Source organism: Agrobacterium sp. ST15.16.024 (assembly GCF_027956545.1).
GTDB classification, from domain to species: Bacteria; Pseudomonadota; Alphaproteobacteria; order Rhizobiales; family Rhizobiaceae; genus Agrobacterium; species Agrobacterium cucumeris.
In genome coordinates this window covers 426,697-448,063 of sequence record NZ_JAQKGO010000002.1, presented here as the reverse complement: position 1 = coordinate 448,063, position 21,367 = coordinate 426,697, and the positions used below count along the sequence as shown (strand labels likewise).

Sequence of the window (21,367 nt, the reverse complement as noted above, 5' to 3'; positions counted from 1 at the left end):
GGATAAATCAGTTCCTTCTATTGTTCACGGAAGAGAAAGCGCTTGCGGGGTTGAATGGCGGGCGTATCGCACTTATAAGGCCCGCAATCTCCAAATTAAGACAATCAGGTTTTCCATGGCTGGTCATTCACAGTTCAAGAACATCATGCACCGCAAGGGCAAGCAGGACTCCGTACGGTCCAAAATGTTTTCCAAGCTTGCGCGTGAAATCACCGTTGCGGCAAAGGCGGGCATGCCCGACCCGAACATGAACGCACGCCTGCGTCTGGCAATCCAGAACGCCAAGGCCCAGTCCATGCCGAAGGACAATATCGAGCGCGCGATCAAGAAAGCTTCCGGTGCTGACAGTGAAAACTACGATGAAGTCCGTTACGAGGGTTACGGCCCGGGTGGCGTCGCCGTCGTCGTCGAGGCCCTGACCGACAACCGCAACCGCACCGCCTCCAACGTACGCTCCATCTTCACCAAGGCTGGTGGCGCACTCGGTGAAACCGGCTCGGTCTCCTTCTCCTTCGACCGCGTTGGCGAAATCACCTATAAGGCGGAAGTGGGCGATGCCGACAAGGTCATGGAAGCGGCCATCGAAGCCGGCGCTGACGATGTCGAATCCTCCGAAGACGGCCACACCATCATCTGCGGTTTCGAAGCGATGAACGAGGTTTCCAAGGCGTTGGAAGGCGTGCTTGGCGAGGCCGAAAGCGTCAAGGCCATCTGGAAGCCGCAGAACACGGTGCCGGTGGATGAAGAAAAGGCGCAGTCGCTGATGAAGCTCATCGACAATCTCGAAGACGATGACGACGTGCAGAGCGTCTATTCCAACTTCGAGGTTTCCGAAGAAATTCTCGCCAAGCTTTCCGCCTGACGTTTCATGTTCTTAAAGAAAAGCCCCGGCAGCGATATCGCTCCGGGGCTTTTTTATTCAGGCGGCCTTCCTGATGGAACTCCGCACATCGGCGAAAATTTCCACGGAACGCAGCCGTTTTTCGATGTCATGGATCGGCATCGATACGATCAGTTCGTCTGCCTGCGTTTCGGCAAGGAAACCACCGAGATGGCGCTCGATCGTTTCCGGCGAGCCGACTGCGGCGAAACGCAATGTGTGTTCCACCGAGAAGCGTTCCATCTCGTTCCAGTAATCATCCATGCTGTGCACCGGCTTCGGGAACGGAGTGCGGACATTGCGGCGCAGATTGACGAATTGCTGCTGTGACGAGGTGAAGAGATGCTGTGCCTCCTCATCCGTCTCGGCGCCGACACCCATCACACCCACCATCACATAGGGCTTGTCCAGCACCTCCGAGGGCTGGAAGCGCTCACGATAGATATGGATCGCCTCCATCAGCATGTCGGGGGCAAAATGCGATGCGAAGGAATAGGGCAGGCCAAGTGCCGCGGCGAGATGCGCGCTATAGGTGCTGGAGCCGAGCAGCCAGAGCGGCACGTTGGAATTCATGCCCGGCACGGCAAGGATCGCCTGATCCTGCTGCGGCGGGCCGAGGTAACGCTGCAACTCGATGATGTCCTGCGGGAAGTTTTCCGCACCGGCATCGAGATTGCGGCGCAGCGCCCGTGCCGTGCGCATGTCGGTTCCGGGCGCGCGGCCAAGTCCGAGATCGACCCGGCCGGGCAGCAGTGCCGCTAGCGTGCCGAACTGTTCGGCAATGACGAGAGGGGAATGGTTGGGTAGCATGATGCCGCCGGAGCCGACACGGATATGTTTCGTGGCCGCCCCCACATGGGCGATGACGAGTGATGTCGCGGCGCTGGCAATGCCCGGCATGCCATGGTGTTCCGCCAGCCAGATGCGGTTATAGCCATGGTCTTCGGCCTTGATTGCCATGCGGCGGGAATTTTCAAGCGCCGCGCTGACGCTCTCGCCTTCGCCGATGGGCGAAAGGTCGAGAATGGAAAAGGGGATCATCCGACGCTCCTGCGTAAATTCAAATCTTTGCTGCGGATGTAAGGCGCGTGTCCCGATTTACCATAGAAGTCGCATAGAATTGATGGATGGTTCAAAAAAATTGGGGCCTCCGAAGAGGCCCCCATATTCAGCCGGCCCGCCGGAATTGAGGGGCTTTGCCGTGTGCCGCTGCTTGCCCGTCAGTGGCCAGCACAAATTGTCCGAGCCTGCCGTCCATCTCGCCTGCTTCGGAGGCAAGGTTATGTATGGCGGCCGTCGTTTCCTCCACCATGGCGGCATTTTGCTGCGTCATGGTGTCGAGGCTGGTGACGGTGCCATTGATTTCTGCAAGCGTTTGCGCTTCCTCGCGGGTCGATTCCATGATCTCCTCGATGCGGGAGCTGATGGTCTGCACATGCTTGCCGATGCCGTTGAGTGAAGCGCCCGCCTTTTCGACTAAGACAACACCTGCGGAAACCTCGTCGGTGGAGCGTTTCAGCAGGCTGGAGATTTCCTTGGCGGCAGCGGCCGAACGTTGCGCCAGTTCACGCACTTCCTGCGCCACAACCGCAAACCCCCTGCCGGCGTCGCCCGCACGGGCGGCTTCCACACCCGCATTCAAAGCAAGAAGGTTGGTCTGGAAAGCGATTTCATCGATGACGCCAATGATCTGGTTGATCTGGCGCGATGAGGTCTGGATCGCCTCCATGGCGGCGATGGTCTGCTCCATCACGCGGCTGGATGCTGTCGCCTCCGTGCTCGCGTCATGGGCGATCCGTGTTGCCTGTTCGGCACGTTCGATCTGATCGCGGACGGCCTCGGTGATGGCCTTGATGGCGCTTGCCGTCTCGGTAATGGAGGCCGCCTGCCGCTCGGTGCGTTCCGCCAGCTGGTCGGCACCCACCCGCATTTCTTCGGAACCGCCCCGAACGGCGGTGGAATTGCCGCCGATGGCCTGCATGGTCTCGCTGAGCCGGGCAAGCGCCGTATTGAAGTTGTGGCGCAGGCTTTCGAGATCCTCGGGGAATACGGTGTCGATACGATAGGCAAGATTGCCATTCGCCAGCCGGTCCAAACCTTCGTCCAGAGACTGCACGACCATCTGCAGGGTTCCGGCTTCGGCTTCGCGCTCGGCAAGATGCGCGCGGCGGGCGGTTTCGGCTTCCTCCCGGGTGCGCGATGCGGTCTCTTCCATCTCCCGCTGCAGAATAAGCTTTTCACGGAAACTGCCGAGCGCCCGCGCCATGCGGCCGATCTCGTCCTTCCGGTCCTGATTGCCGATCTCCATATCGAGACGACCTGCCGCGACTTCGCCAGTCAGCCCGGCGAGCTTTTCCAGCGGGGCGAACAGGCGCCGTGCGAAAAAGGCCGTTGCCGCACACATGGCGGCCAGAACGCAAAGGCCGATCACGGCAAGTGTGCCGGCAATCGAGATGGAACCCGCATTCAGTTCGCTGCGTAACATGCTTTCGACGGCGAGATATTTTTCACCTGCAAAGGAGAAGGGGCGGGCATAGGCATTGGCCTCGCCATCCGGGCGGTCGATCTTGGCAATCGTCATGCCGGCGGCGTTCAGCGCCTGTCCATGGAAACCGTAGATTGCCGGGTCAAGACCGATGAGCTTTTCGCCCTGTGCGCCCAGAACTTTGCCGTCCGCCGAAATGATTGCCGATTGTTCGGAACTGCCGGCCGCGATGCCCTTTGCGAGTATCTGGCTGAACACCTCTTCCTTGACACGGAAGAGGACGATGCCCTTGAAGGCACCGAATTTGACGACCGGGACGCCGAAATAAATACCGGCCTCTTTTGTTGCCGTGTCTATGCGCAGGCCGGAGAAACTGGTCTGCGCAATGTCGTTGACGGCTTTCTCGGCATTCGCGGCACCGCGCGCAAATGCCGCGCCAAGACCACTTTCCGTCCAGACGCCGCCGGTCACGGTTTCCGCAAAGGCCGTTCCCTTCAGATAAGAGTAATAGACCGTGCCGGCCGGATCGATGAAAAGGACGTCGCTGAACGGCGTTCCCTGCAGATATCCGCCGATATCCGTCTGGGTCTTTTCATGGGTCGAATAATAAAAGCCGCTCGGGTTTTCCGGCTTGATCAGCTTTTCCTTTTCGCCGAATGGATTTTCCTTGACGAAGACGCGCTGCAGTTCCGCTTTTGCGTCACCGGAATTCTTCTGTACGGTCGCCCAGCCGCTGCGCATGGAAACAACAGCCATTTGCAGCGCTTCGATCTTGGCGATGGAGTCCGCCTGCGTCTTCAGCTGTTCAAGGCGTTCCTGAAGCATGTCGCCGCGGAAGACGAGAATGCTCTCCATCGATTTCGACGCCTGTTCTTCGAGAACGCCACTGCTGCTTTGATAACCGAGAAGTGTCAGAGCCCCGGTGGATACCGCCATCAGCGCCAGGAAAATCACCAGCACTTTGGTGGATATGGAATGAAAACGGTTCAGCATGGCCGAAGCAGCCCCCAATGCCGGATCAGTTCCCGCGCCATGCATGGATGGCGCCATCGGACGGCTGATATGGCGAAAATACTGTGCTGCGGATCATCATGTCCGCAGCTCCCCTTTTTTTGGTTTTGTGGGGGAACAATGCGGTACGCGGTTTAAGCAGAGGTAAATGCTGTGTTGCAAATTTGATCAATGTTGTCGTTTTGTTCACTTATCGCTGGCAGGGTCGCAACCGGAAAGATAAGGTAACTCATGCAAAAGACGATTCGAATCATCGGCATCGACCCCGGACTGCGGCGCACCGGCTGGGGTGTGATCGACACCCTCGGCAACAGCCTGCGGTTTGTCGCTTCCGGCACGGTAACGTCGGATGGCGATATGGACCTTGCCTCCCGGCTCTGCCAGTTGCATGACGGGCTGGCGGACATCGTGCACAGCCATCAGCCCGATGAGGCGGCGGTGGAGCAGACCTTCGTGAACAAGGATGCGGTGGCCACGCTGAAACTCGGTCAGGCGCGCGGCATTGCCATGCTGGTTCCGGCACGGGCAGGATTGCCGGTCTTCGAATATGCGCCGAATGCGGTCAAGAAAGCGGTTATCGGCGTCGGGCACGGCGAAAAGCAGCAAATTCACATGATGCTGAAAATCCTGATGCCGAAGGCCGAATTCAAGGGTAACGATGCGGCGGACGCGCTCGCCATCGCCATCTGCCACGCCCATAATCGCGGTGGTGACAGGATGCGACGGCTCCTGGCGGCCGGTTGAATATAGGTCTCATTGAGCGGGCGGCATCATGATCGGAAAATTGAAGGGCAGCATCGAGGAAATCGGCGCGGATTACGTGCTGGTGGATGTGCATGGCGTTTGTTACGTCGCCTATTGTTCGGCGCGGACACTGTCGAAAATCGGCTCCGTCGGAGAGGCGGTGGTGCTGTTCATCGAGACATATGTGCGCGAGGACCAGCTTAAGCTGTTCGGATTCCTCTCCGCACTGGAGCGGGAATGGTTCAACCTGCTGCAGAGTGTGCAGGGAGTGGGCTCAAAAGTGGCGCTGGCCGTCTTGTCCACCCTGTCGCCTTCCGAGCTCGCCAATGCCATAGCACTTCAGGACAAGGTAATGATTTCGCGTGCGCCCGGCGTTGGGCCGAAAGTGGCGGTTCGCCTCGTGACGGAACTTCGCAACAAGGCGCCCGCTTTCGCTGGGGATGCTTCGGCGTCCATCGGGCTCAAGCAGGAACTTGGGGAAGGCGTTGCCTCCGCGCCGGTTGCCGATGCGGTCTCCGCGCTCACCAATCTCGGCTATTCGCGTGACCAGGCCGCCAATGCGGTTGCCGCCGCGCTGAAGAATGGCGGGGAGGGCGGCGATAGCGCCAAGCTGATCCGGCTGGGGCTGAAGGAACTTTCGCGGTAAGACTGGCTTGGCAAGCGGGCGTGTAGCCCAGGCGCATCCTGAATTTCGTGAAGCGCCTTGTTGCGATACTCATGATATAGCGGCGGCGGTTACCTGATGAATTCGGCCATAACAATGGAATGCCCTGAATGAGCGATGCGGAGAGACTGATTACCCCGGAAAAGCGCGGTGAGGATATCGACACCACGCTACGCCCGCAGTCGCTGGACGATTTTACCGGCCAGGCAGAGGCCCGCGCCAATCTCAAGGTGTTTATCGAGGCCGCCAAGAACCGGGGCGAGGCGCTGGATCATGTGCTGTTCGTCGGCCCGCCCGGTCTCGGCAAGACGACGCTGGCGCAGATCATGGCCAAGGAGCTTGGCGTCAACTTCAAATCCACCTCGGGACCGGTCATTGCCAAGGCGGGGGATCTTGCCGCACTTCTCACCAATCTCGAGGAGCGCGATGTTCTTTTCATCGATGAAATCCACCGCCTCAACCCAGCGGTGGAGGAAATCCTCTACCCGGCCATGGAAGATTTCCAGCTCGACCTCATCATCGGCGAGGGGCCGGCGGCGCGCTCGGTGAAGATCGATCTTTCCAAATTCACCCTCGTTGCCGCCACGACCCGCCTCGGCCTGCTGACGACACCGCTTCGCGACCGTTTCGGCATTCCCGTCCGGCTGGCCTTCTACACGGTCGATGAGCTGGAACTGATCGTCCGGCGCGGGGCGCGGCTGATGGGGCTCAATATGACCGATGGCGGTGCGCGGGAAATCGCAAGGCGCGCGAGGGGCACGCCGCGCATTGCCGGTCGGCTTTTGCGCCGCGTGCGCGATTTTGCTGAGGTGGCGCGGGCCGAAGCCGTTACCCGCGAGATTGCCGACGAGGCTTTGACGCGGCTCCTGGTCGATAATATGGGCCTCGACCAGCTGGATATGCGTTATCTCACCATGATTGCCGTCAATTTCGGCGGCGGCCCGGTCGGCATCGAAACCATCGCCGCGGGCCTCTCGGAACCACGCGATGCCATCGAGGACATTATCGAACCCTACATGATCCAGCAGGGTTTCATCCAGCGCACGCCACGCGGGCGCATTTTAACCGCAACCGCCTGGAAACATCTCGGCATGCAGCCGCCAAAGGATCTCGAGACCGCGCAGTTCCGGCTCACGCTGGAAGACGATTGAGGGAACAAGCCCCGGCGAGCTGGCATTTGACCATCTTTGGTAAGGAGATGATCATGTCGGCATTTCGCAAGGGAACGAAAGTTCGCTGGAACTGGGGTCACGGAACCGGTGAAGGTAAGATTGTCGAGACCTTCACGGATGATGTTGAGCGCATAATCGCCGGCTCCAGGATCAAGCGGACGGCGAGCAAGGACGAGCCCGCTTTTCTGATCGAACAGGAAGACGGCGCAAAGGTTCTGAAAAGCCGATCGGAGCTTGAGCGGGCCGATTGAACAGCGCCGCCATCCGGCGGTCACGGAGGGACGCTGATGCCTTACGATCCGCTGCGGATTTTCCGCAAACTCGCTCGCAACAACCGGTTGGCCAATTTTCGACTGCATCAGGCCTGTCTTCGGCTTTCGCAGGAAGCGTTCATCGCTCCGCGCGTCAGTTTTTTCCCCACTCTAAGGGCGACGCTGAACCACATCTACACCGTCGACCGCTTCTATATCGATGCCCTGCAGGGTGGAACGCTCGGTCTGACCGCCTTTGCCGAAGAGGAGCCCTTCTCCACCATGGCGGAACTGCACACCGCCCAGACGGAACTTGACGAGGTACTGATCGCCTTTGTCGACGGTTTGGATGAAGACGGCCTCGCGGCCACGGTCAATATCCATCGTGGCGCGCGTATCCAGCAGGATCGCTGCGACGATGTCCTCTCCCATCTCTTCCAGCACCAGACGCATCATCGCGGGCAGGCGCATGCCATGCTGTCCGGCACGGCGATAAAGCCGCCGCAACTGGATGAATTCATTGTGGGGGATGATGCAAAGGCGAGAAAAGAAGAGATGGATGCGTTAGGGTGGACGGAAGATGATTTGATGTTTCCAGCCCACAGGCCAGCATGATGACGCATGATAACAAAAGCCAGGACACCCGCATCCGCATGAAATTCAAGCCGAAGCGCATCTTCCAGATGCGCGTTGCGGGTCTGGCGTTTCGTGATGGGCATGTGCTGGTGCACCGGGCGTCGCATGAAAAATTCTGGACCTTTCCGGGCGGTCGCGCCGAAATGGGCGAACGCTCCGAGGAAACGCTGGCACGTGAAATGGTGGAGGAGCTTGGTGTCGAGGCCAAGGTGGGGCGGCTTCTCTGGGCGGTCGAAAACTTCTTCCATTATGAAGGCAAGGACTGGCACGAACTCGGTTTTTATTACCTGATGGACCTGCCGGAGACACTGGCCTTTCATCCGACCGACATCATCCACCGCGTTCAGGATGGCGACAACGAACTGGAGTTCCGCTGGGTCGCGGCAACGCGTGAGGCGTTGACGGAACTGGATATTCCGCCCTATTTCATCGCTGACGAAATAGAACACCTGCCGCAGACCACAAGACACCTCGTCTGGCATGACGGCGATCTGGACGATAAATGACCTTTGCCCCCGAACGCCATATGATCCGGCTGGACCGCAAGCCGCAGCTTTTCAGCATGCGCGTGGCGGCGTTGATCTTCCAGAATGGCCATGTTCTCGTTCAGCGCGGCACAACGGACAGTTACTGGGCCCTGCCGGGCGGACGGGCGGAAATCGGCGAAAGCTCCGAAGAAACCATCATCCGCGAAATCGGCGAGGAACTTGAGCGAGATTGTTCGGTCGAACGCCTTTTATGGTCCGCCGAGAATTTTTTTGCTTACGGCGATTATGCCGCGCATGAGCTGGCGTTTTATTATCTGGTGTCGCTTCGCCAGGCGTTTCCCTTTCATGAAAGCGATATCGTTCACCGGGTGCTGGACGGTGTCGAAGTAGAGTTCCGCTGGTTGCGCGCGCAATCCTCCACTCTGCTGGAGCACGATCTCAGACCACGTTTTATTGCAGACCGCATTGAGGTGCTGCCTCCGCGCCACGAACATCTCATCGTCCGCGAAGGTGGCATCGATGCGGATGCACTTACCAAGGAGACATTATGAGCGAGCTTGTGGTTTCGCTTTCCGGCGAACTCATCGAACATGGGCACCGCCTGACACAACGCGTCTATTATGAGGACACGGATTTTTCCGGCCTCGTTTATCACGCGCGCTACCTGCATTTTCTCGAGCGCGGCCGTACCGATTACCTGCGTTGCCTCGGCTGCGAGCAGAGCGCGCTTTTGACCGCTGACGAGGAGGGCCTTGTCTTCGTCGTTCATCGCATGGAGATCGATTTCAAGACCCCGGCGCGGATGGATGATGTCTTGACGATCACCACGGTGACCGAAAAGGCCGGCGGCGCAAAAATGGTGCTCAATCAGGAAATCCGGCGTGGTGAAACCCTGCTGGTCGCCGCCAAGGTCATCATCGCCGTCATCAATGCCAACGGCCGGCCAAGGCGTCTTCCGGAGACGGTTGCGGAAAAATTCCTGAAGTAATTGGCGGCCGGGTTCAGTAAATCCACCCGGCATGCCCCGGTTGTAACACTCCTTTAACCATAATGGTGTCTTACTTTAGCAACTGGCATTTGTGCGGCGCACGCCTTCCTTTCACCAAATTTATTGGCAAGTAAGGCTTACTGGCAAGTATCGGGGTATGGCAAAGGGGTTAACGGCTGCGGCCGCATGACTTCGAGCGTTAACACGCGTTTGAATCGCCCGGTCCCGTACCGGGCGTTTGGATTCGGGGATTGGATATTTATGGAACAGGCAGGTTTGGCAGCGGCGACACACGATGTAAGTCTCTGGGCACTGTTTATGCAGGCGGGCCTCATCGTGAAGCTCGTGATGATCGGACTTATCGCCGCCTCGGTCTGGACGTGGGCGATCGTGTTTGACAAATATGTGAGCTTCGGCAAGGCAAAGCGCCAGTTCGACCAGTTCGAACAGGTGTTCTGGTCGGGCCAGTCGCTTGAGGAGCTTTATCGCACGCTGGCGGAACGCCAGAATGGCGGTCTTGCGGCTATTTTCGTTTCCGCCATGCGGGAATGGAAAAAATCATTCGAGCGCGGCGCGCGTTCTCCCATCGGTCTGCAGATGCGCATCGACCGGGCAATGGACGTGACGATTGCGCGTGAAGGCGAACAATATGAGGCCCGCCTCGGTTCGCTGGCCACCATCGGTTCTGCCGGTCCCTTTATCGGCCTCTTCGGTACGGTTGTGGGTATCATGACCTCGTTCCAGGCGATTGCCGGTTCGAAGTCGACCAACCTTGCGGTTGTGGCGCCCGGTATCGCTGAAGCGCTTCTGGCAACGGCCATCGGCCTTGTCGCTGCTATTCCCGCGGTTATCGCCTATAACAAGTTCACGGCTGATGCGCACAAGCTTTCCGCCCGTATGGAAGGTTTCGCAGACGAGTTCTCCGCGATCCTGTCGCGCCAGATCGATGAAAAACTTCAGACACGGCAGGCCGCCCAATAAGCGGCCCCGCAACTTGCATGCTGTGCAGTGATTTGCCGCAAGGCAAAATGGAGTAAAAACTATGGGTATGTCAGCAGGTGGCGGCGGCGGCGGTTCCGGTGGACGCCGGGGTGGGCGCGGCGGACGGCGCAAAGGCGGCGCGATCAGCGAGATCAACGTAACGCCGCTGGTCGACGTCATGCTCGTACTGCTTATCATCTTCATGGTGGCGGCACCGATGATGACGGTCGGCGTGCCTATCGATCTGCCGCAGACATCCGCCAATGCGCTGAATTCGGACACGCAGCCGATCACGATTTCCGTCAATGCCAATGGCCAGATCCATTTGCAGGAAACCGAAATCCAGGCGGCCGAGGTGGCCGACAAGCTGCAGGCAATCGCCACGACAGGTTATAACGAACGTATCTTCGTCCGCGCGGATTCCGTTGCCGCATACGGCGTCGTTGCCGATGTGATGGCGCGTATCCAGGCGGCAGGCTTCAAGAATATCGGCCTTGTGACCCAGCAGAAACAGGACAATTGACGTAAAACGATGAAGGGCAGCATCACCACATCCGCGATCGTGCATGCGTCGCTTCTGGCTTTCGCCCTGGTTTCCCTGGGCTCGCCGGAACCGCTCGACGTGTCGCAGGCCGAGGCCTTGCCGGTGGAACTGGTGCCTATCGAGGAATTGACCCAGATCCAGCAGGGCGACAAGAACGCTCCGAAGGCCGAAAAATCGGCTCCTGTTCCGACCACACGTCCTGACATCATCGAAAACGCCCAGAATATCGGTAATAACACCGCCGATATAGAGGCGCCGCCGACGCCGACGACAAAGCCCAATGACAATATCAGCGCCGCTGCCCCGCCAAAGCAGGAAAAGCCGCAGCCGGTCGTCGATACCAAGGCGAATGAAGTAAAGGAAATCGTCAAGGAAGAAACCTCGGCTCCCAAGCCGCAGGAAATGGCCGCCTTGCCGCAGACCAAACCGGAAATAGCGCCGCAGCCGAAGACGGAACCGCCGCCGCAGGAAACCAAGGCGGAAGAACCGCCGCCGGCCACGCAGGAACCGGCCGAAATCCCGGTGCCGCAGAACGTGCCGCGCCCGAACTCCCGCCCCGAACCGCCGAAGCCGGAAGAGCCGAAGCAGGCAGAAACCAAGCCTGCAGAGCAGAAGCCTGCTGAAAAGCCGGCCGAGACCAAGCCCGATCAGGCAAAGTCCACCGACAAACCTTCTGACAAGAAGCCGGGCGAGAAGAAGCAGGAGACGGCTAAATCCGCTTCGTCCAAGGAAAGCGATTTCAACGCCGACGATATCGCCGCGCTTTTGAACAAGCAGGCGCCCTCCGGTGGCGGGGCGAAGCGGTCGACACAAACCGCTTCGCTTGGCGGCAAGAAAACAACGGGCGGCTCTACGCTCAGCCAGACGGAAATGGATGCGCTGCGTGGCGCGATCCAGAAGAACTGGCAGATCATTCCCGGCATGGCGGATGCCTCGGACGTTCGCGTTCGGGTCACCATGAAGCTCGACCGTGATGGAACCATCATCGGTCGGCCCGAGATCGAGGCGACGGGTGGTTCCGAAGGAACGCGCCGTGCCCTTTCCGGCGGAGCCTATCGCGCCATCATGCGTTCTGCTCCGTTCACGAACCTTCCTGCCGACAAATATGACGCATGGAACGAAGTCGTTGTGAACTTCGATCCCAGTGAATTGCTATGAATGCTGAAAGGCCTGGCAACATGAAGATATTTTCGCCGATCCGGCTGGTGCTCGCTGTCGCGGCCCTCATGTCGGTTTTCTCCGCACCGGCTTTTGCGCGGGTGGAAATCAACATCAACAAGGGTAACGTCGAGCCGCTGCCCATCGCCATCACCGACTTCATGTCGAGCGACGGTATCGGCGCACAGGTCTCGGCGGTCATCGCCGCCGACCTGCAGCGTTCCGGTCTTTTCGCGCCGGTCAACAAGAGCGCCTTCATCGAAAAGATTACCAGTCCGGACCAGCAGCCACGTTTCGAAGACTGGAAGGTCATCAACGCACAGGCGCTCGTGACTGGCCGTGTGACGCGCGAAAGCGATGGTCGCCTGCGCGCCGAGTTCCGCCTGTGGGATACTTTCGCAGGCCAGCAGATGACCGGCCAGCAATTCTTCACCCAGCCGGAAAACTGGCGTCGCGTCGCCCACATCATCGCGGATGCGATCTATGAGCGCATCACCGGCGAAAAGGGTTATTTCGACACCCGCGTTGTCTTTGTCTCCGAAAGCGGCCCGAAGACAGCCCGCAAGCGCCAGTTGTCGATCATGGACCAGGACGGTTTCAACGTCCGCAACCTCACCAATTCGAACGACATCGTTCTGACGCCGCGTTTCTCGCCGAACCGTCAGGAAGTGACCTACATGTCCTTCGAAGGCCAGCAGCCGCGCGTTTACCTGCTGCAGCTGGAAACCGGACAGCGCGAAGTGGTCGGCAATTTCCCCGGCATGACGTTCTCGCCGCGCTTCTCGCCGGATGGACAGAAGGTCATCATGAGCCTTCAGCAGGATGGCAACGCCAATATCTACACCATGGATCTGCGTTCGCGCACCACGACCCGCCTGACGAACACGTCGGCGATCGATACGGCGCCGTCATTTTCGCCGGATGGCCAGCGCGTCGCCTTTGAAAGCGACCGTGGCGGCCGGCAGCAGATTTATGTGATGAATGCCGATGGTTCCGGCCAGCAGCGTCTTTCTTTCGGCGACGGCTCCTATTCCACTCCGGTTTGGTCGCCGCGCGGCGATCTGATCGCCTTCACCAAGCAGTCGGGCGGCAAGTTCTCGATCGGCGTGATGAAGACCGACGGTTCGGGCGAGCGCATTCTGACCAGCGGCTTCCACAATGAAGGTCCCACCTGGGCACCGAATGGCCGCGTGCTGATGTTCTTCCGCCAGAACGCCGGTGCGGGCGGCCCGCAGCTCTATTCGATCGACCTGACGGGCTACAATGAACAGCTCATCAAGACGCCAACCTTTGCTTCGGACCCGGCATGGTCGCCGCTTCTGGACTGATATTGACTGCCATGACGGCGCCGGTAACTCCGGCGCTGTCATGTTTTACGCATGCCACACGGGAAAATGCCTCTTTCTTGCCGCAAAGTGTTGTGAGGGAGCAAAAAAGTGGGACATTTCCTTTCTGTTAACCATAAGCGTTTGCCGGCTATTAACCGCGATCAGTTAGTGTCTGGCAACGTTATTGAAATTTCCAAGGAGAGACCGGCGATGAGCCGTACACACATTTCGGCACTCAGCCCGATGCAGAAACTGGCCCGTAACCCGGCTGTTATCGCCATGACGCTCGCACTTGCCCTTGCAGGCTGCGCGAAGAAGAACATGCCGAACAATGCCGGTGAACTCGGTCTTGGTGGCGCAGGTTCCGCAACGCCGGGCTCCCAGCAGGACTTCACGGTCAATGTCGGCGACCGCATCTTCTTCGATACGGACTCGACCTCGATCCGCGCCGATGCGCAGCAGACCCTGCAGCGCCAGGCCCAGTGGCTTGCCCGTTACCCGAACTACGCCATCACCGTCGAAGGCCATGCCGACGAACGCGGTACGCGTGAATACAATCTGGCGCTCGGCGCCCGTCGTGCGGCTTCGACCCGTGACTTCCTGGCTTCCCAGGGCGTTCCGGCAAACCGCATGAAGACGATCTCCTACGGCAAGGAACGTCCGGTCGCCGTTTGTGACGACATCTCGTGCTGGTCGCAGAACCGCCGCGCCGTGACAGTTCTTGGTGGCGCAGGCATGTGATTGCCTGACGTTATTGTGATCTTGAATGGAAGGCGGTCTTCGGGCCGCCTTTCGTTTTTTTCATAGTTTGGCCGAAGTTAAGTTGCTTTTTTGGTTGATATGGAAAAAATCCGGCTTGCGCCATTCCGGTGCAAATCAGTTAAGGCAGGACGAATGAGATGAAGAAACTTGTCGTGGCGGGAATGCTGGGGCTTGCAGCCTGCACCGGCCTGAGCGGCATCGCCGTTTCGGGTCCGCTGTTCGGTGCGGGGGGTAGCTTCGGCACGATCAACTCTCAGCAGGCCCCGGTCATCCGGGTTCAGGCCAACGAAGCCTATCGGGTTCAGCAGCTTGAAGAGCAGATTCGGCAGCTCAACGGCCGTATCGAGGAAATGAGCTTCCAGCTTCTGCAGATGCAGGAAACGATCCGCAAGGCGCAGGAAGACAATGAATTCCGCTTCCAGGAACTGGAAAGTGGTAATGCCGGCGGCAAGGGCACAAGTCCTACGGCGCCGAAAAAGAAGGCGGAAGCCAGTCCGGTCAGTCCGGGCACGCCGCCGACAGACGACGTTGCAACGATCATCGAAACGCCACCCGAGGGTGGCGCTTCCGTTTCGCCGTCTGCTCCATCCAATGCACCGACAGGTGCACCGGGAGAGACGACGCTCGGCTCGATCGAGCTTGATTCCAAGGGAATGCCGATCGGTGGGACGCTCAATCAGGGTGCCAACAATTCTTCCGGCAGTCTTCCCGGTGTGACCACCGGCAATACGCCGCGCAAAACGACCGATCCGGTCAACACGGCGGCGCTGACCAGCGAGAGCGATATTTATCAGGCCGCTTACGGCCATGTTCTGTCCGGCGATTACAGGCTGGCGGAGCAGGGGTTCCAGCAGTATCTGCAGGGTTATCCCAAAGGCACCAAGGCAGCGGATGCAAGCTTCTGGCTGGGCGAGGCGCAATATTCGCAGGGCAAGTTCAACGAGGCGGCGAAAACCTTCCTCAATGGTCACCAGGCCTATGGCAAATCTCCCAAGGCTCCGGAAATGTTGATGAAGCTCGGCATGTCGCTTGCAGCTCTCGACAATACCGAAACCGCCTGCGCTACGCTGCGCGAGGTGCCGAAGCGTTATCCCAGTGCGTCGAAGACCGTACTGAACAAGGTTGCAAGCGAACAGAAGCGGCTGAGCTGCTGATCTTTTTCCTGCCATGGTGGCGGTTTTTCCATGCCGGTTGATGCCCGCATTCTAAGCGACAACACAGCTGCGCCGCTTGCGGCGGCGAGGTCTTTCATCGAAAGACTCCGCAAACACGCCCATATCCTCGTCGCAATCTCCGGCGGCAGTGATTCCACCGGCCTGTTGCTGGCATTACATCAGGTAATGACGGAGGCGGATCGCGACGGATTGCGGATTTCCGCCATTACGGTCGACCATGCGCTGAGAGCGGAATCCGCCGATGAGGCCCGCAAGGTTGCCGCGCTTTGTGCCGAACTGAATATCTTTCATGCCACGCGCCGATGGGGCGGCGTCAAGCCGGCGGCCGGCATCTCCGAAGCATCCCGTCTTGCCCGCTACCGCCTGATCGCCGGGGTTGCCCAGGAGGTTGGCGCTGATCTCGTCGTGACCGGGCATACGATCGGCGACCAACGGGAAACCGTGGCGATGCGTGCCGCCCGCAGCGCGGGGGCTGACAATCTCGGCCTCTCGGGCATGGCGGACGCGGTGTTATACGATCGGCGCTATTGGATCATGCGGCCGTTCCTGAAATGTGAGAGGCAGGCAATCCGCGACTACGTGTCATCCCGCTCGCGTGGCTGGTTTGATGATCCGAGCAACGAGAACACAAAATATGAGCGCGTGCGCGTGCGGCAGACGCTTCCCGATTTTCCGGTGCAGCCTGATGCGGAGGCCGCCGCGAAAAGGCAGGCGCTTTCTGAAAAAAGCGCCGATTTCCTACGTAGGCACGCGCAGATATTTCAGGCCGCAATCGCCAGATTGCCGGTGGACAGCAAGCTGGTCGATCACCCCGAATTCCGGCACGGGCTGGCGGCGCTCATCGCCGCGCTTGGCGGAAGGGCCTATTTCCCGGCTGCGAGCAGCATGGCGCGGGTTCTGCAATTTCTCAAAACCGGTGAAAACGGTCGGATGACGGTCGGTCGCGTCCTGCTCGATCGTCGACGAGATGGGCTTTATATTTTCCGGGAGCAGCGAAACCTGCCGGAGCTTCGTCTCGAGGCTTCCGAAGAGGGACTGTGGGACGACCGTTTTTCAGTGAGGAACGGGTCCACATTTCCGATCCGCGTTGCGGTAGGCAGGGTGGGTGATGCTCTGGAAGCAGTCAGGCTTTTTCCATCAGTGCCGCCCGGGGTGGCAAAATCGGCGATGGCGGGCCTGCCGCAAATCGCCGCAGCCGTTGCCGGATCGGCCTCCATTGCGGGAGGCGTCGAGATTACGACATGGCTTGCACCATTTGATCTTTTTCTGCCGCGTTTCGACCTTGAGTTGGCGAATGCAATCGCAATTTTATTCGGTCGCCCGGCATATCCACAGCCCCCGGTTTAAATCGGGCCTCTTTTTCGTGAATTGCCTTGGAATACTTTTTACACCAAAACGCATCAGATAACGCCGTTCGCCTTGGCAACGGCAGATGTCGTCCTTATGTTAGGGGCACATAATAGCGGGCAGCAGATATGTCCGTGTGAGTTCGGGGAGTTCGATGAACCCAAATTTCAGAAATTTCGCCTTGTGGGCCGTGATCGCCCTCTTGCTGATCGCGTTGTTCAGCATGTTCCAGACGTCGCCGACGCAAACGGGTTCGCGGGAAATTCCGTATTCCCAGTTTCTTCGCGACGTGGATTCCGGGCGAGTTCGCGACGTGACCGTCACCGGTAACCGGGTTCTCGGAACCTATACCGAAAATGGCACGGCCTTTCAGACCTATTCCCCCGTCATCGACGACAGCCTGATGGAGCGCTTGCAGAGCAAGAACGTCACCATCGTGGCGCGTCCCGAAAGCGACGGCTCTTCCGGTTTTCTGAGCTATCTCGGCACGCTTCTGCCGATGTTCCTCATTCTCGGCGTCTGGCTGTTTTTCATGCGGCAGATGCAGGGCGGCTCGCGCGGCGCGATGGGCTTTGGCAAGTCCAAGGCGAAGTTGCTGACGGAAGCTCATGGCCGCGTGACGTTTGACGATGTTGCCGGCGTGGACGAGGCCAAGCAGGACCTTGAGGAAATCGTTGAGTTTCTGCGTGATCCGCAGAAGTTCCAGCGCCTCGGCGGTAAAATCCCGCGCGGTGTGCTGCTGGTCGGCCCTCCTGGCACCGGTAAGACGCTTCTGGCGCGGTCTGTTGCTGGCGAAGCCAATGTGCCGTTCTTCACCATTTCCGGTTCGGACTTCGTGGAAATGTTCGTCGGCGTCGGCGCAAGCCGCGTGCGTGACATGTTCGAGCAGGCCAAGAAGAACGCACCCTGCATCATCTTCATCGACGAAATTGACGCCGTTGGCCGCCATCGTGGCGCCGGTCTCGGCGGCGGTAACGACGAACGCGAACAGACGCTGAACCAGCTGCTGGTCGAGATGGACGGTTTCGAGGCGAATGAGGGCATCATCCTCATTGCCGCCACCAACCGTCCCGACGTTCTTGACCCCGCACTTCTGCGTCCCGGCCGTTTCGACCGTCAGGTCGTTGTGCCGAACCCTGACATCGTCGGCCGTGAGCGCATCCTCAAGGTGCATATCCGCAACGTGCCTCTGGCGCCGAATGTCGATCTCAAGGTTTTGGCCCGCGGTACACCCGGCTTTTCGGGCGCGGATCTGATGAACCTCGTCAACGAAGCAGCCCTCATGGCCGCCCGCCGCAACAAGCGTGTGGTCACCATGCAGGAATTCGAGGACGCCAAGGACAAGATCATGATGGGTGCGGAACGCCGCTCCTCTGCCATGACCGAGGCCGAAAAGAAGTTGACTGCCTATCATGAGGCCGGTCACGCGATCACCGCGCTGAAGGTTGCCGTGGCCGATCCGTTGCACAAGGCGACGATCATTCCGCGCGGCCGGGCGCTCGGCATGGTGATGCAGCTGCCGGAAGGCGACCGCTACTCCATGAGCTACAAGTGGATGGTGTCGCGCCTCGTCATCATGATGGGTGGCCGCGTTGCCGAGGAGCTGACCTTCGGCAAGGAAAACATCACGTCAGGCGCTTCTTCGGATATCGAGCAGGCCACCAAGCTTGCCCGCGCCATGGTGACGCAATGGGGCTTCTCCGACGCTCTCGGCCAGGTGGCTTATGGTGAAAACCAGCAGGAAGTGTTCCTTGGCCATTCCGTCTCGCAGTCGAAGAATGTTTCCGAGGCAACTGCCCAGACGATCGACACTGAAGTTCGTCGCCTGATTGACGAGGCCTACACCGAGGCACGGCGTATCCTGACCGACAACCACGATGGCTTTGTCGCGATTGCCGAGGGTCTTCTCGAATATGAGACCCTGACGGGCGACGAGATCAAGGCATTGCTGAGGGGCGAGAAGCCCGCGCGCGATCTGGGTGACGATTCTCCGGGCAGCCGTGGTTCGGCGGTGCCGAAAGCTGGCGCCAAGAAGGACGGCCCCAGTGAAGTGAAGGGTGACGGCGAAGCCAAGGGCGACGGCGAGGCCGAAGGCGGCATGGAGCCGCAGCCGCACTGATCGCCTGTATCAGGCAAGCTATTGTAAAAGGCCATCCGGTAATCCGGGTGGCCTTTTCAGTTTGGTAACAAGATATAAGCCATTTTCGCGGTAATTTACGTGCTGTTTATCGTGGTTTGTGGCATCTAGCCAAAAACGCTTCCGGCTGTTTTCACCTTTGCCGGAGTGCTCGAAAGATTTGGAGTTCAAATGGCACGCCGTTATTTCGGAACCGATGGTATCCGCGGACAATCGAACGTCTTCCCCATGACGCCGGATCTGGCGATGCGTGTGGGCATTGCGGTCGGCACGATCTTCCGGCGTGGCCATCATCGCCATCGCGTCGTCATCGGCAAGGATACGCGCCTTTCCGGTTACATGCTGGAAAACGCACTGGTTGCCGGTTTCACCGCAGCCGGCCTCGATGTTTTCCTGCTCGGACCTATTCCGACGCCTGCCGTCGCCATGCTTACCCGGTCGCTGCGCGCTGATATCGGTGTAATGATCTCGGCATCGCACAATCCCTTCTCCGATAATGGCATCAAGCTTTTCGGACCTGACGGATACAAGCTTTCCGACGAGCTGGAGTTGGAGATCGAAGATCTTCTCGACAAGGATATCTACGCACAGCTGGCCAAGCCGAGCGAAATCGGCCGCGCCAAGCGCGTGGATGGCGATATTTACCGCTATATCGAATTCGTCAAACGCACCCTACCGCGCGATGTGACGCTGAGTGGCCTGCGGATCGCCATCGACTGCGCCAATGGCGCAGCTTACAAGGTGGCTCCCGCCGCCCTCTGGGAACTCGGCGCTGAAGTGGTCACCATCGGCAACGAACCGAATGGCATCAATATCAACCTCGAATGCGGCTCCACCCATCCGGAAGCCCTGCAGAAGAAGGTGCATGAGGTGCGGGCCGATATCGGCATCGCACTCGATGGCGATGCGGATCGTGTCATCATCGTCGATGAACGCGGTGAGATCGTTGACGGCGACCAGCTGATGGCCGTCATCGCCGATAGCTGGGCCGACGATAACACGCTGCGCGGCGGCGGCATTGTCGCAACCGTCATGTCCAACCTTGGCCTGGAACGGTTCCTCGGCGACAAGGGCCTCACCCTTGCCCGCACCAAGGTCGGCGACCGTTATGTGGTCGAGCATATGCGCAACCACAATTTCAACGTTGGTGGTGAGCAGTCCGGCCATATCGTATTGTCGGATTACGGCACGACCGGTGATGGTCTTGTCGCGGCATTGCAGGTTCTCGCCAAGGTCAAACGTTCCGGCCGCACGGTTAGTGAAGTATGCCGCAAGTTCGAGCCGGTGCCGCAGCTTTTGAAAAATGTGCGCATTTCCGGTGGCAAGCCGCTGGAAAATCCAGTCGTGCTGCAGGCGATTGCCGATGCGGAAAGCGCGCTGGCCAATAATGGCCGCCTCGTCATCCGTCCTTCCGGCACCGAGCCGCTGATCCGCGTCATGGCGGAGGGTGATGATAGCGCGAAGGTGGAAAAGATCGTCAACGATCTGGTCGGCGTCATCTCCAGCGCCCGCTCGGCTGCATGAGTTATCAGCGACAGTAACGAAAGACAAAAGCCGGCCTTCCAGCCGGCTTTTTCTTTGAGTATTTGCTAATAAATATAGTGAATGATCGTGGTTAATCGGGACTTAACCATTTTACGCCACTCTCCGAACCTGAACAGTTCACTGGCAGCTGCCGCAACGCACGTGCCTCTTCTGGAGTGGAAGTCATGAAAAACGCCCTGGCCGGATTTCTGGCCGTTCTGCTGACCGGCACAAGCGCCGTCGGCGCCGACCTTTACCAAGCCGAACCAGCACCCGCCTATGTCGAGGCGCCTGAAGTTCAGATCACGCAGTCTAGCGGCTGGTATCTGCGCGGCGACGTCGGTTATTCTTTCAACAAACTGCGCGGCGCCCATTATTATCAGGGCGGCCCCGGCGGTTATCTGCAGGATTTTGATACGGCTGATATCAAGGACAGCTATGTCGTTGGCGCCGGTGTCGGTTACCAGTTCAACAACTATTTCCGCAGCGACGTAACCTTCGACTATATGGGCAAATCGGATTTCCGCGGTTCCACAAGCGGTTTCTGCGGCTCGGTTCCCGGTCGCTGTGTTTCGGCTGATCTGAGCTCGCTGAGAGCCTATACGCTGATGGCCAATGCCTATGTCGATCTCGGCACTTACGGCCGTGTCACCCCTTATGTCGGTGGTGGTATCGGTGGCTCTTACGTCAAGTGGGACAAGCTGCGCAACACATCGTGCAGCGTTAATGGCCTTGGCTGCGACCCGACCACCGAGCACGGCGGCAAGGGCAAGTGGCGCTTCGCTTACGCCCTGATGGCAGGCGCGTCGATCGACGTCACCTGTAACCTGAAGGCCGATATCGGTTACCGTTTCCGTCACATCAACAAGGGCGACATGTTCGGTTATGAGAACGGCGGCGGTCCGGGCCGTGACAAGGGTCTCTATTCGCATGAAGTGCGTGTTGGCGGTCGTTATGTCTTCAACGGCTGCGATACGGCACAATACATGCCGCCTGCCGATATTCCGCTGCAGCCTGCCGTTTATAAATAAACGTCACGCCAGACTGCTAGTTTCAAACCGTCCGCATCCTTCGGGTGCGGGCGGTTTTGTT

Annotated in this window: 21 protein-coding genes; 19 read left to right on the top strand and 2 right to left on the bottom strand. The window is 59.1% G+C overall.

Features of this window, described 5'->3' with window-relative positions; translation table 11 throughout:
• Window positions 1–115: 115 nt before the first annotated feature.
• Window positions 116–862 (top strand): YebC/PmpR family DNA-binding transcriptional regulator, encoded by a 747-nt coding sequence (locus tag PL640_RS10580; protein WP_003497595.1) that lies wholly within the window; start codon window positions 116–118, stop codon window positions 860–862.
• 57 nt (window positions 863–919) lie between these two features.
• On the opposite strand, the gene PL640_RS10575 is transcribed toward PL640_RS10580, so the two are convergent.
• The gene (locus tag PL640_RS10575) at window positions 920–1,921 is read right to left on the bottom strand and encodes an LLM class flavin-dependent oxidoreductase (protein ID WP_142841536.1); all 1,002 of its coding nucleotides are present in this window, start codon (window positions 1,919–1,921) and stop codon (window positions 920–922) included.
• A 127-nt stretch (window positions 1,922–2,048) separates the two neighbouring features.
• Complete coding sequence (locus tag PL640_RS10570; RefSeq protein ID WP_271361812.1) at window positions 2,049–4,358, bottom strand: methyl-accepting chemotaxis protein; 2,310 nt, start codon at window positions 4,356–4,358, stop codon at window positions 2,049–2,051.
• Window positions 4,359–4,607: 249 nt separating this feature from the next.
• On the opposite strand from PL640_RS10570, the gene ruvC reads away from it, so the two are divergent.
• The 18 genes from ruvC to PL640_RS10480 all read left to right on the top strand — a co-directional run bounded on the left by ruvC (window position 4,608) and on the right by PL640_RS10480 (window position 21,306).
• Entirely contained in the window at window positions 4,608–5,120 is a 513-nt protein-coding gene (ruvC, locus tag PL640_RS10565) for a crossover junction endodeoxyribonuclease RuvC (protein ID WP_003523217.1), read from the top strand.
• A gap of 28 nt (window positions 5,121–5,148) precedes the next feature.
• Window positions 5,149–5,766 (top strand): Holliday junction branch migration protein RuvA, encoded by a 618-nt coding sequence (ruvA, locus tag PL640_RS10560; RefSeq protein WP_046799902.1) that lies wholly within the window; start codon window positions 5,149–5,151, stop codon window positions 5,764–5,766.
• 128 nt (window positions 5,767–5,894) lie between these two features.
• Window positions 5,895–6,935: a Holliday junction branch migration DNA helicase RuvB gene (gene ruvB / locus PL640_RS10555; protein WP_271361805.1), complete on the top strand. Its 1,041-nt coding sequence runs from the start codon at window positions 5,895–5,897 to the stop codon at window positions 6,933–6,935.
• Between the two features lie 53 nt (window positions 6,936–6,988).
• A complete protein-coding gene (locus PL640_RS10550; RefSeq protein WP_271361804.1) occupies window positions 6,989–7,207 on the top strand; it encodes a DUF2945 domain-containing protein in 219 nt (72 codons plus the stop codon).
• A 36-nt stretch (window positions 7,208–7,243) separates the two neighbouring features.
• On the top strand, window positions 7,244–7,822 hold the full coding sequence (locus tag PL640_RS10545) for a DinB family protein (protein WP_271361802.1): 579 nt from the start codon (window positions 7,244–7,246) through the stop codon (window positions 7,820–7,822).
• Window positions 7,822–8,349 (top strand): NUDIX hydrolase, encoded by a 528-nt coding sequence (locus PL640_RS10540; RefSeq protein WP_110758342.1) that lies wholly within the window; start codon window positions 7,822–7,824, stop codon window positions 8,347–8,349. Before PL640_RS10545 ends, PL640_RS10540 begins: the two co-directional genes overlap by 1 nt.
• The gene (locus PL640_RS10535; protein WP_271361800.1) at window positions 8,346–8,882 is read left to right on the top strand and encodes an NUDIX hydrolase; all 537 of its coding nucleotides are present in this window, start codon (window positions 8,346–8,348) and stop codon (window positions 8,880–8,882) included. The genes PL640_RS10540 and PL640_RS10535 overlap by 4 nt, the downstream gene beginning before the upstream one ends.
• Window positions 8,879–9,319: a tol-pal system-associated acyl-CoA thioesterase gene (gene ybgC / locus PL640_RS10530; RefSeq protein ID WP_045019133.1), complete on the top strand. Its 441-nt coding sequence runs from the start codon at window positions 8,879–8,881 to the stop codon at window positions 9,317–9,319. Before PL640_RS10535 ends, ybgC begins: the two co-directional genes overlap by 4 nt.
• A gap of 261 nt (window positions 9,320–9,580) precedes the next feature.
• Window positions 9,581–10,300, top strand: a complete 720-nt coding sequence (gene tolQ, locus PL640_RS10525; RefSeq protein ID WP_003497570.1) for a protein TolQ — start codon at window positions 9,581–9,583, stop codon at window positions 10,298–10,300.
• A 61-nt stretch (window positions 10,301–10,361) separates the two neighbouring features.
• Window positions 10,362–10,823, top strand: coding sequence for a protein TolR (gene tolR, locus PL640_RS10520; RefSeq protein WP_020012206.1), 462 nt, complete (start codon window positions 10,362–10,364; stop codon window positions 10,821–10,823).
• Between the two features lie 9 nt (window positions 10,824–10,832).
• Entirely contained in the window at window positions 10,833–12,002 is a 1,170-nt protein-coding gene (locus tag PL640_RS10515) for a hypothetical protein (RefSeq protein ID WP_269699027.1), read from the top strand.
• A 20-nt stretch (window positions 12,003–12,022) separates the two neighbouring features.
• The gene (gene tolB, locus PL640_RS10510) at window positions 12,023–13,330 is read left to right on the top strand and encodes a Tol-Pal system beta propeller repeat protein TolB (protein WP_052819686.1); all 1,308 of its coding nucleotides are present in this window, start codon (window positions 12,023–12,025) and stop codon (window positions 13,328–13,330) included.
• A 210-nt stretch (window positions 13,331–13,540) separates the two neighbouring features.
• Window positions 13,541–14,071, top strand: a complete 531-nt coding sequence (pal, locus tag PL640_RS10505; protein ID WP_046799894.1) for a peptidoglycan-associated lipoprotein Pal — start codon at window positions 13,541–13,543, stop codon at window positions 14,069–14,071.
• Between the two features lie 158 nt (window positions 14,072–14,229).
• Entirely contained in the window at window positions 14,230–15,246 is a 1,017-nt protein-coding gene (ybgF, locus tag PL640_RS10500; protein ID WP_271361799.1) for a tol-pal system protein YbgF, read from the top strand.
• Between the two features lie 30 nt (window positions 15,247–15,276).
• Window positions 15,277–16,614 carry a tRNA lysidine(34) synthetase TilS gene (gene tilS / locus PL640_RS10495; RefSeq protein ID WP_271361798.1) on the top strand — a complete coding sequence of 446 codons (1,338 nt, stop codon included), beginning with the start codon at window positions 15,277–15,279 and terminating at the stop codon, window positions 16,612–16,614.
• A gap of 154 nt (window positions 16,615–16,768) precedes the next feature.
• Window positions 16,769–18,733 carry an ATP-dependent zinc metalloprotease FtsH gene (gene ftsH / locus PL640_RS10490; RefSeq protein ID WP_046799891.1) on the top strand — a complete coding sequence of 655 codons (1,965 nt, stop codon included), beginning with the start codon at window positions 16,769–16,771 and terminating at the stop codon, window positions 18,731–18,733.
• A gap of 189 nt (window positions 18,734–18,922) precedes the next feature.
• Complete coding sequence (gene glmM / locus PL640_RS10485; protein ID WP_046799890.1) at window positions 18,923–20,275, top strand: phosphoglucosamine mutase; 1,353 nt, start codon at window positions 18,923–18,925, stop codon at window positions 20,273–20,275.
• A 185-nt stretch (window positions 20,276–20,460) separates the two neighbouring features.
• Window positions 20,461–21,306 (top strand): outer membrane protein, encoded by an 846-nt coding sequence (locus PL640_RS10480; RefSeq protein ID WP_142841529.1) that lies wholly within the window; start codon window positions 20,461–20,463, stop codon window positions 21,304–21,306.
• Window positions 21,307–21,367: the final 61 nt, after the last annotated feature.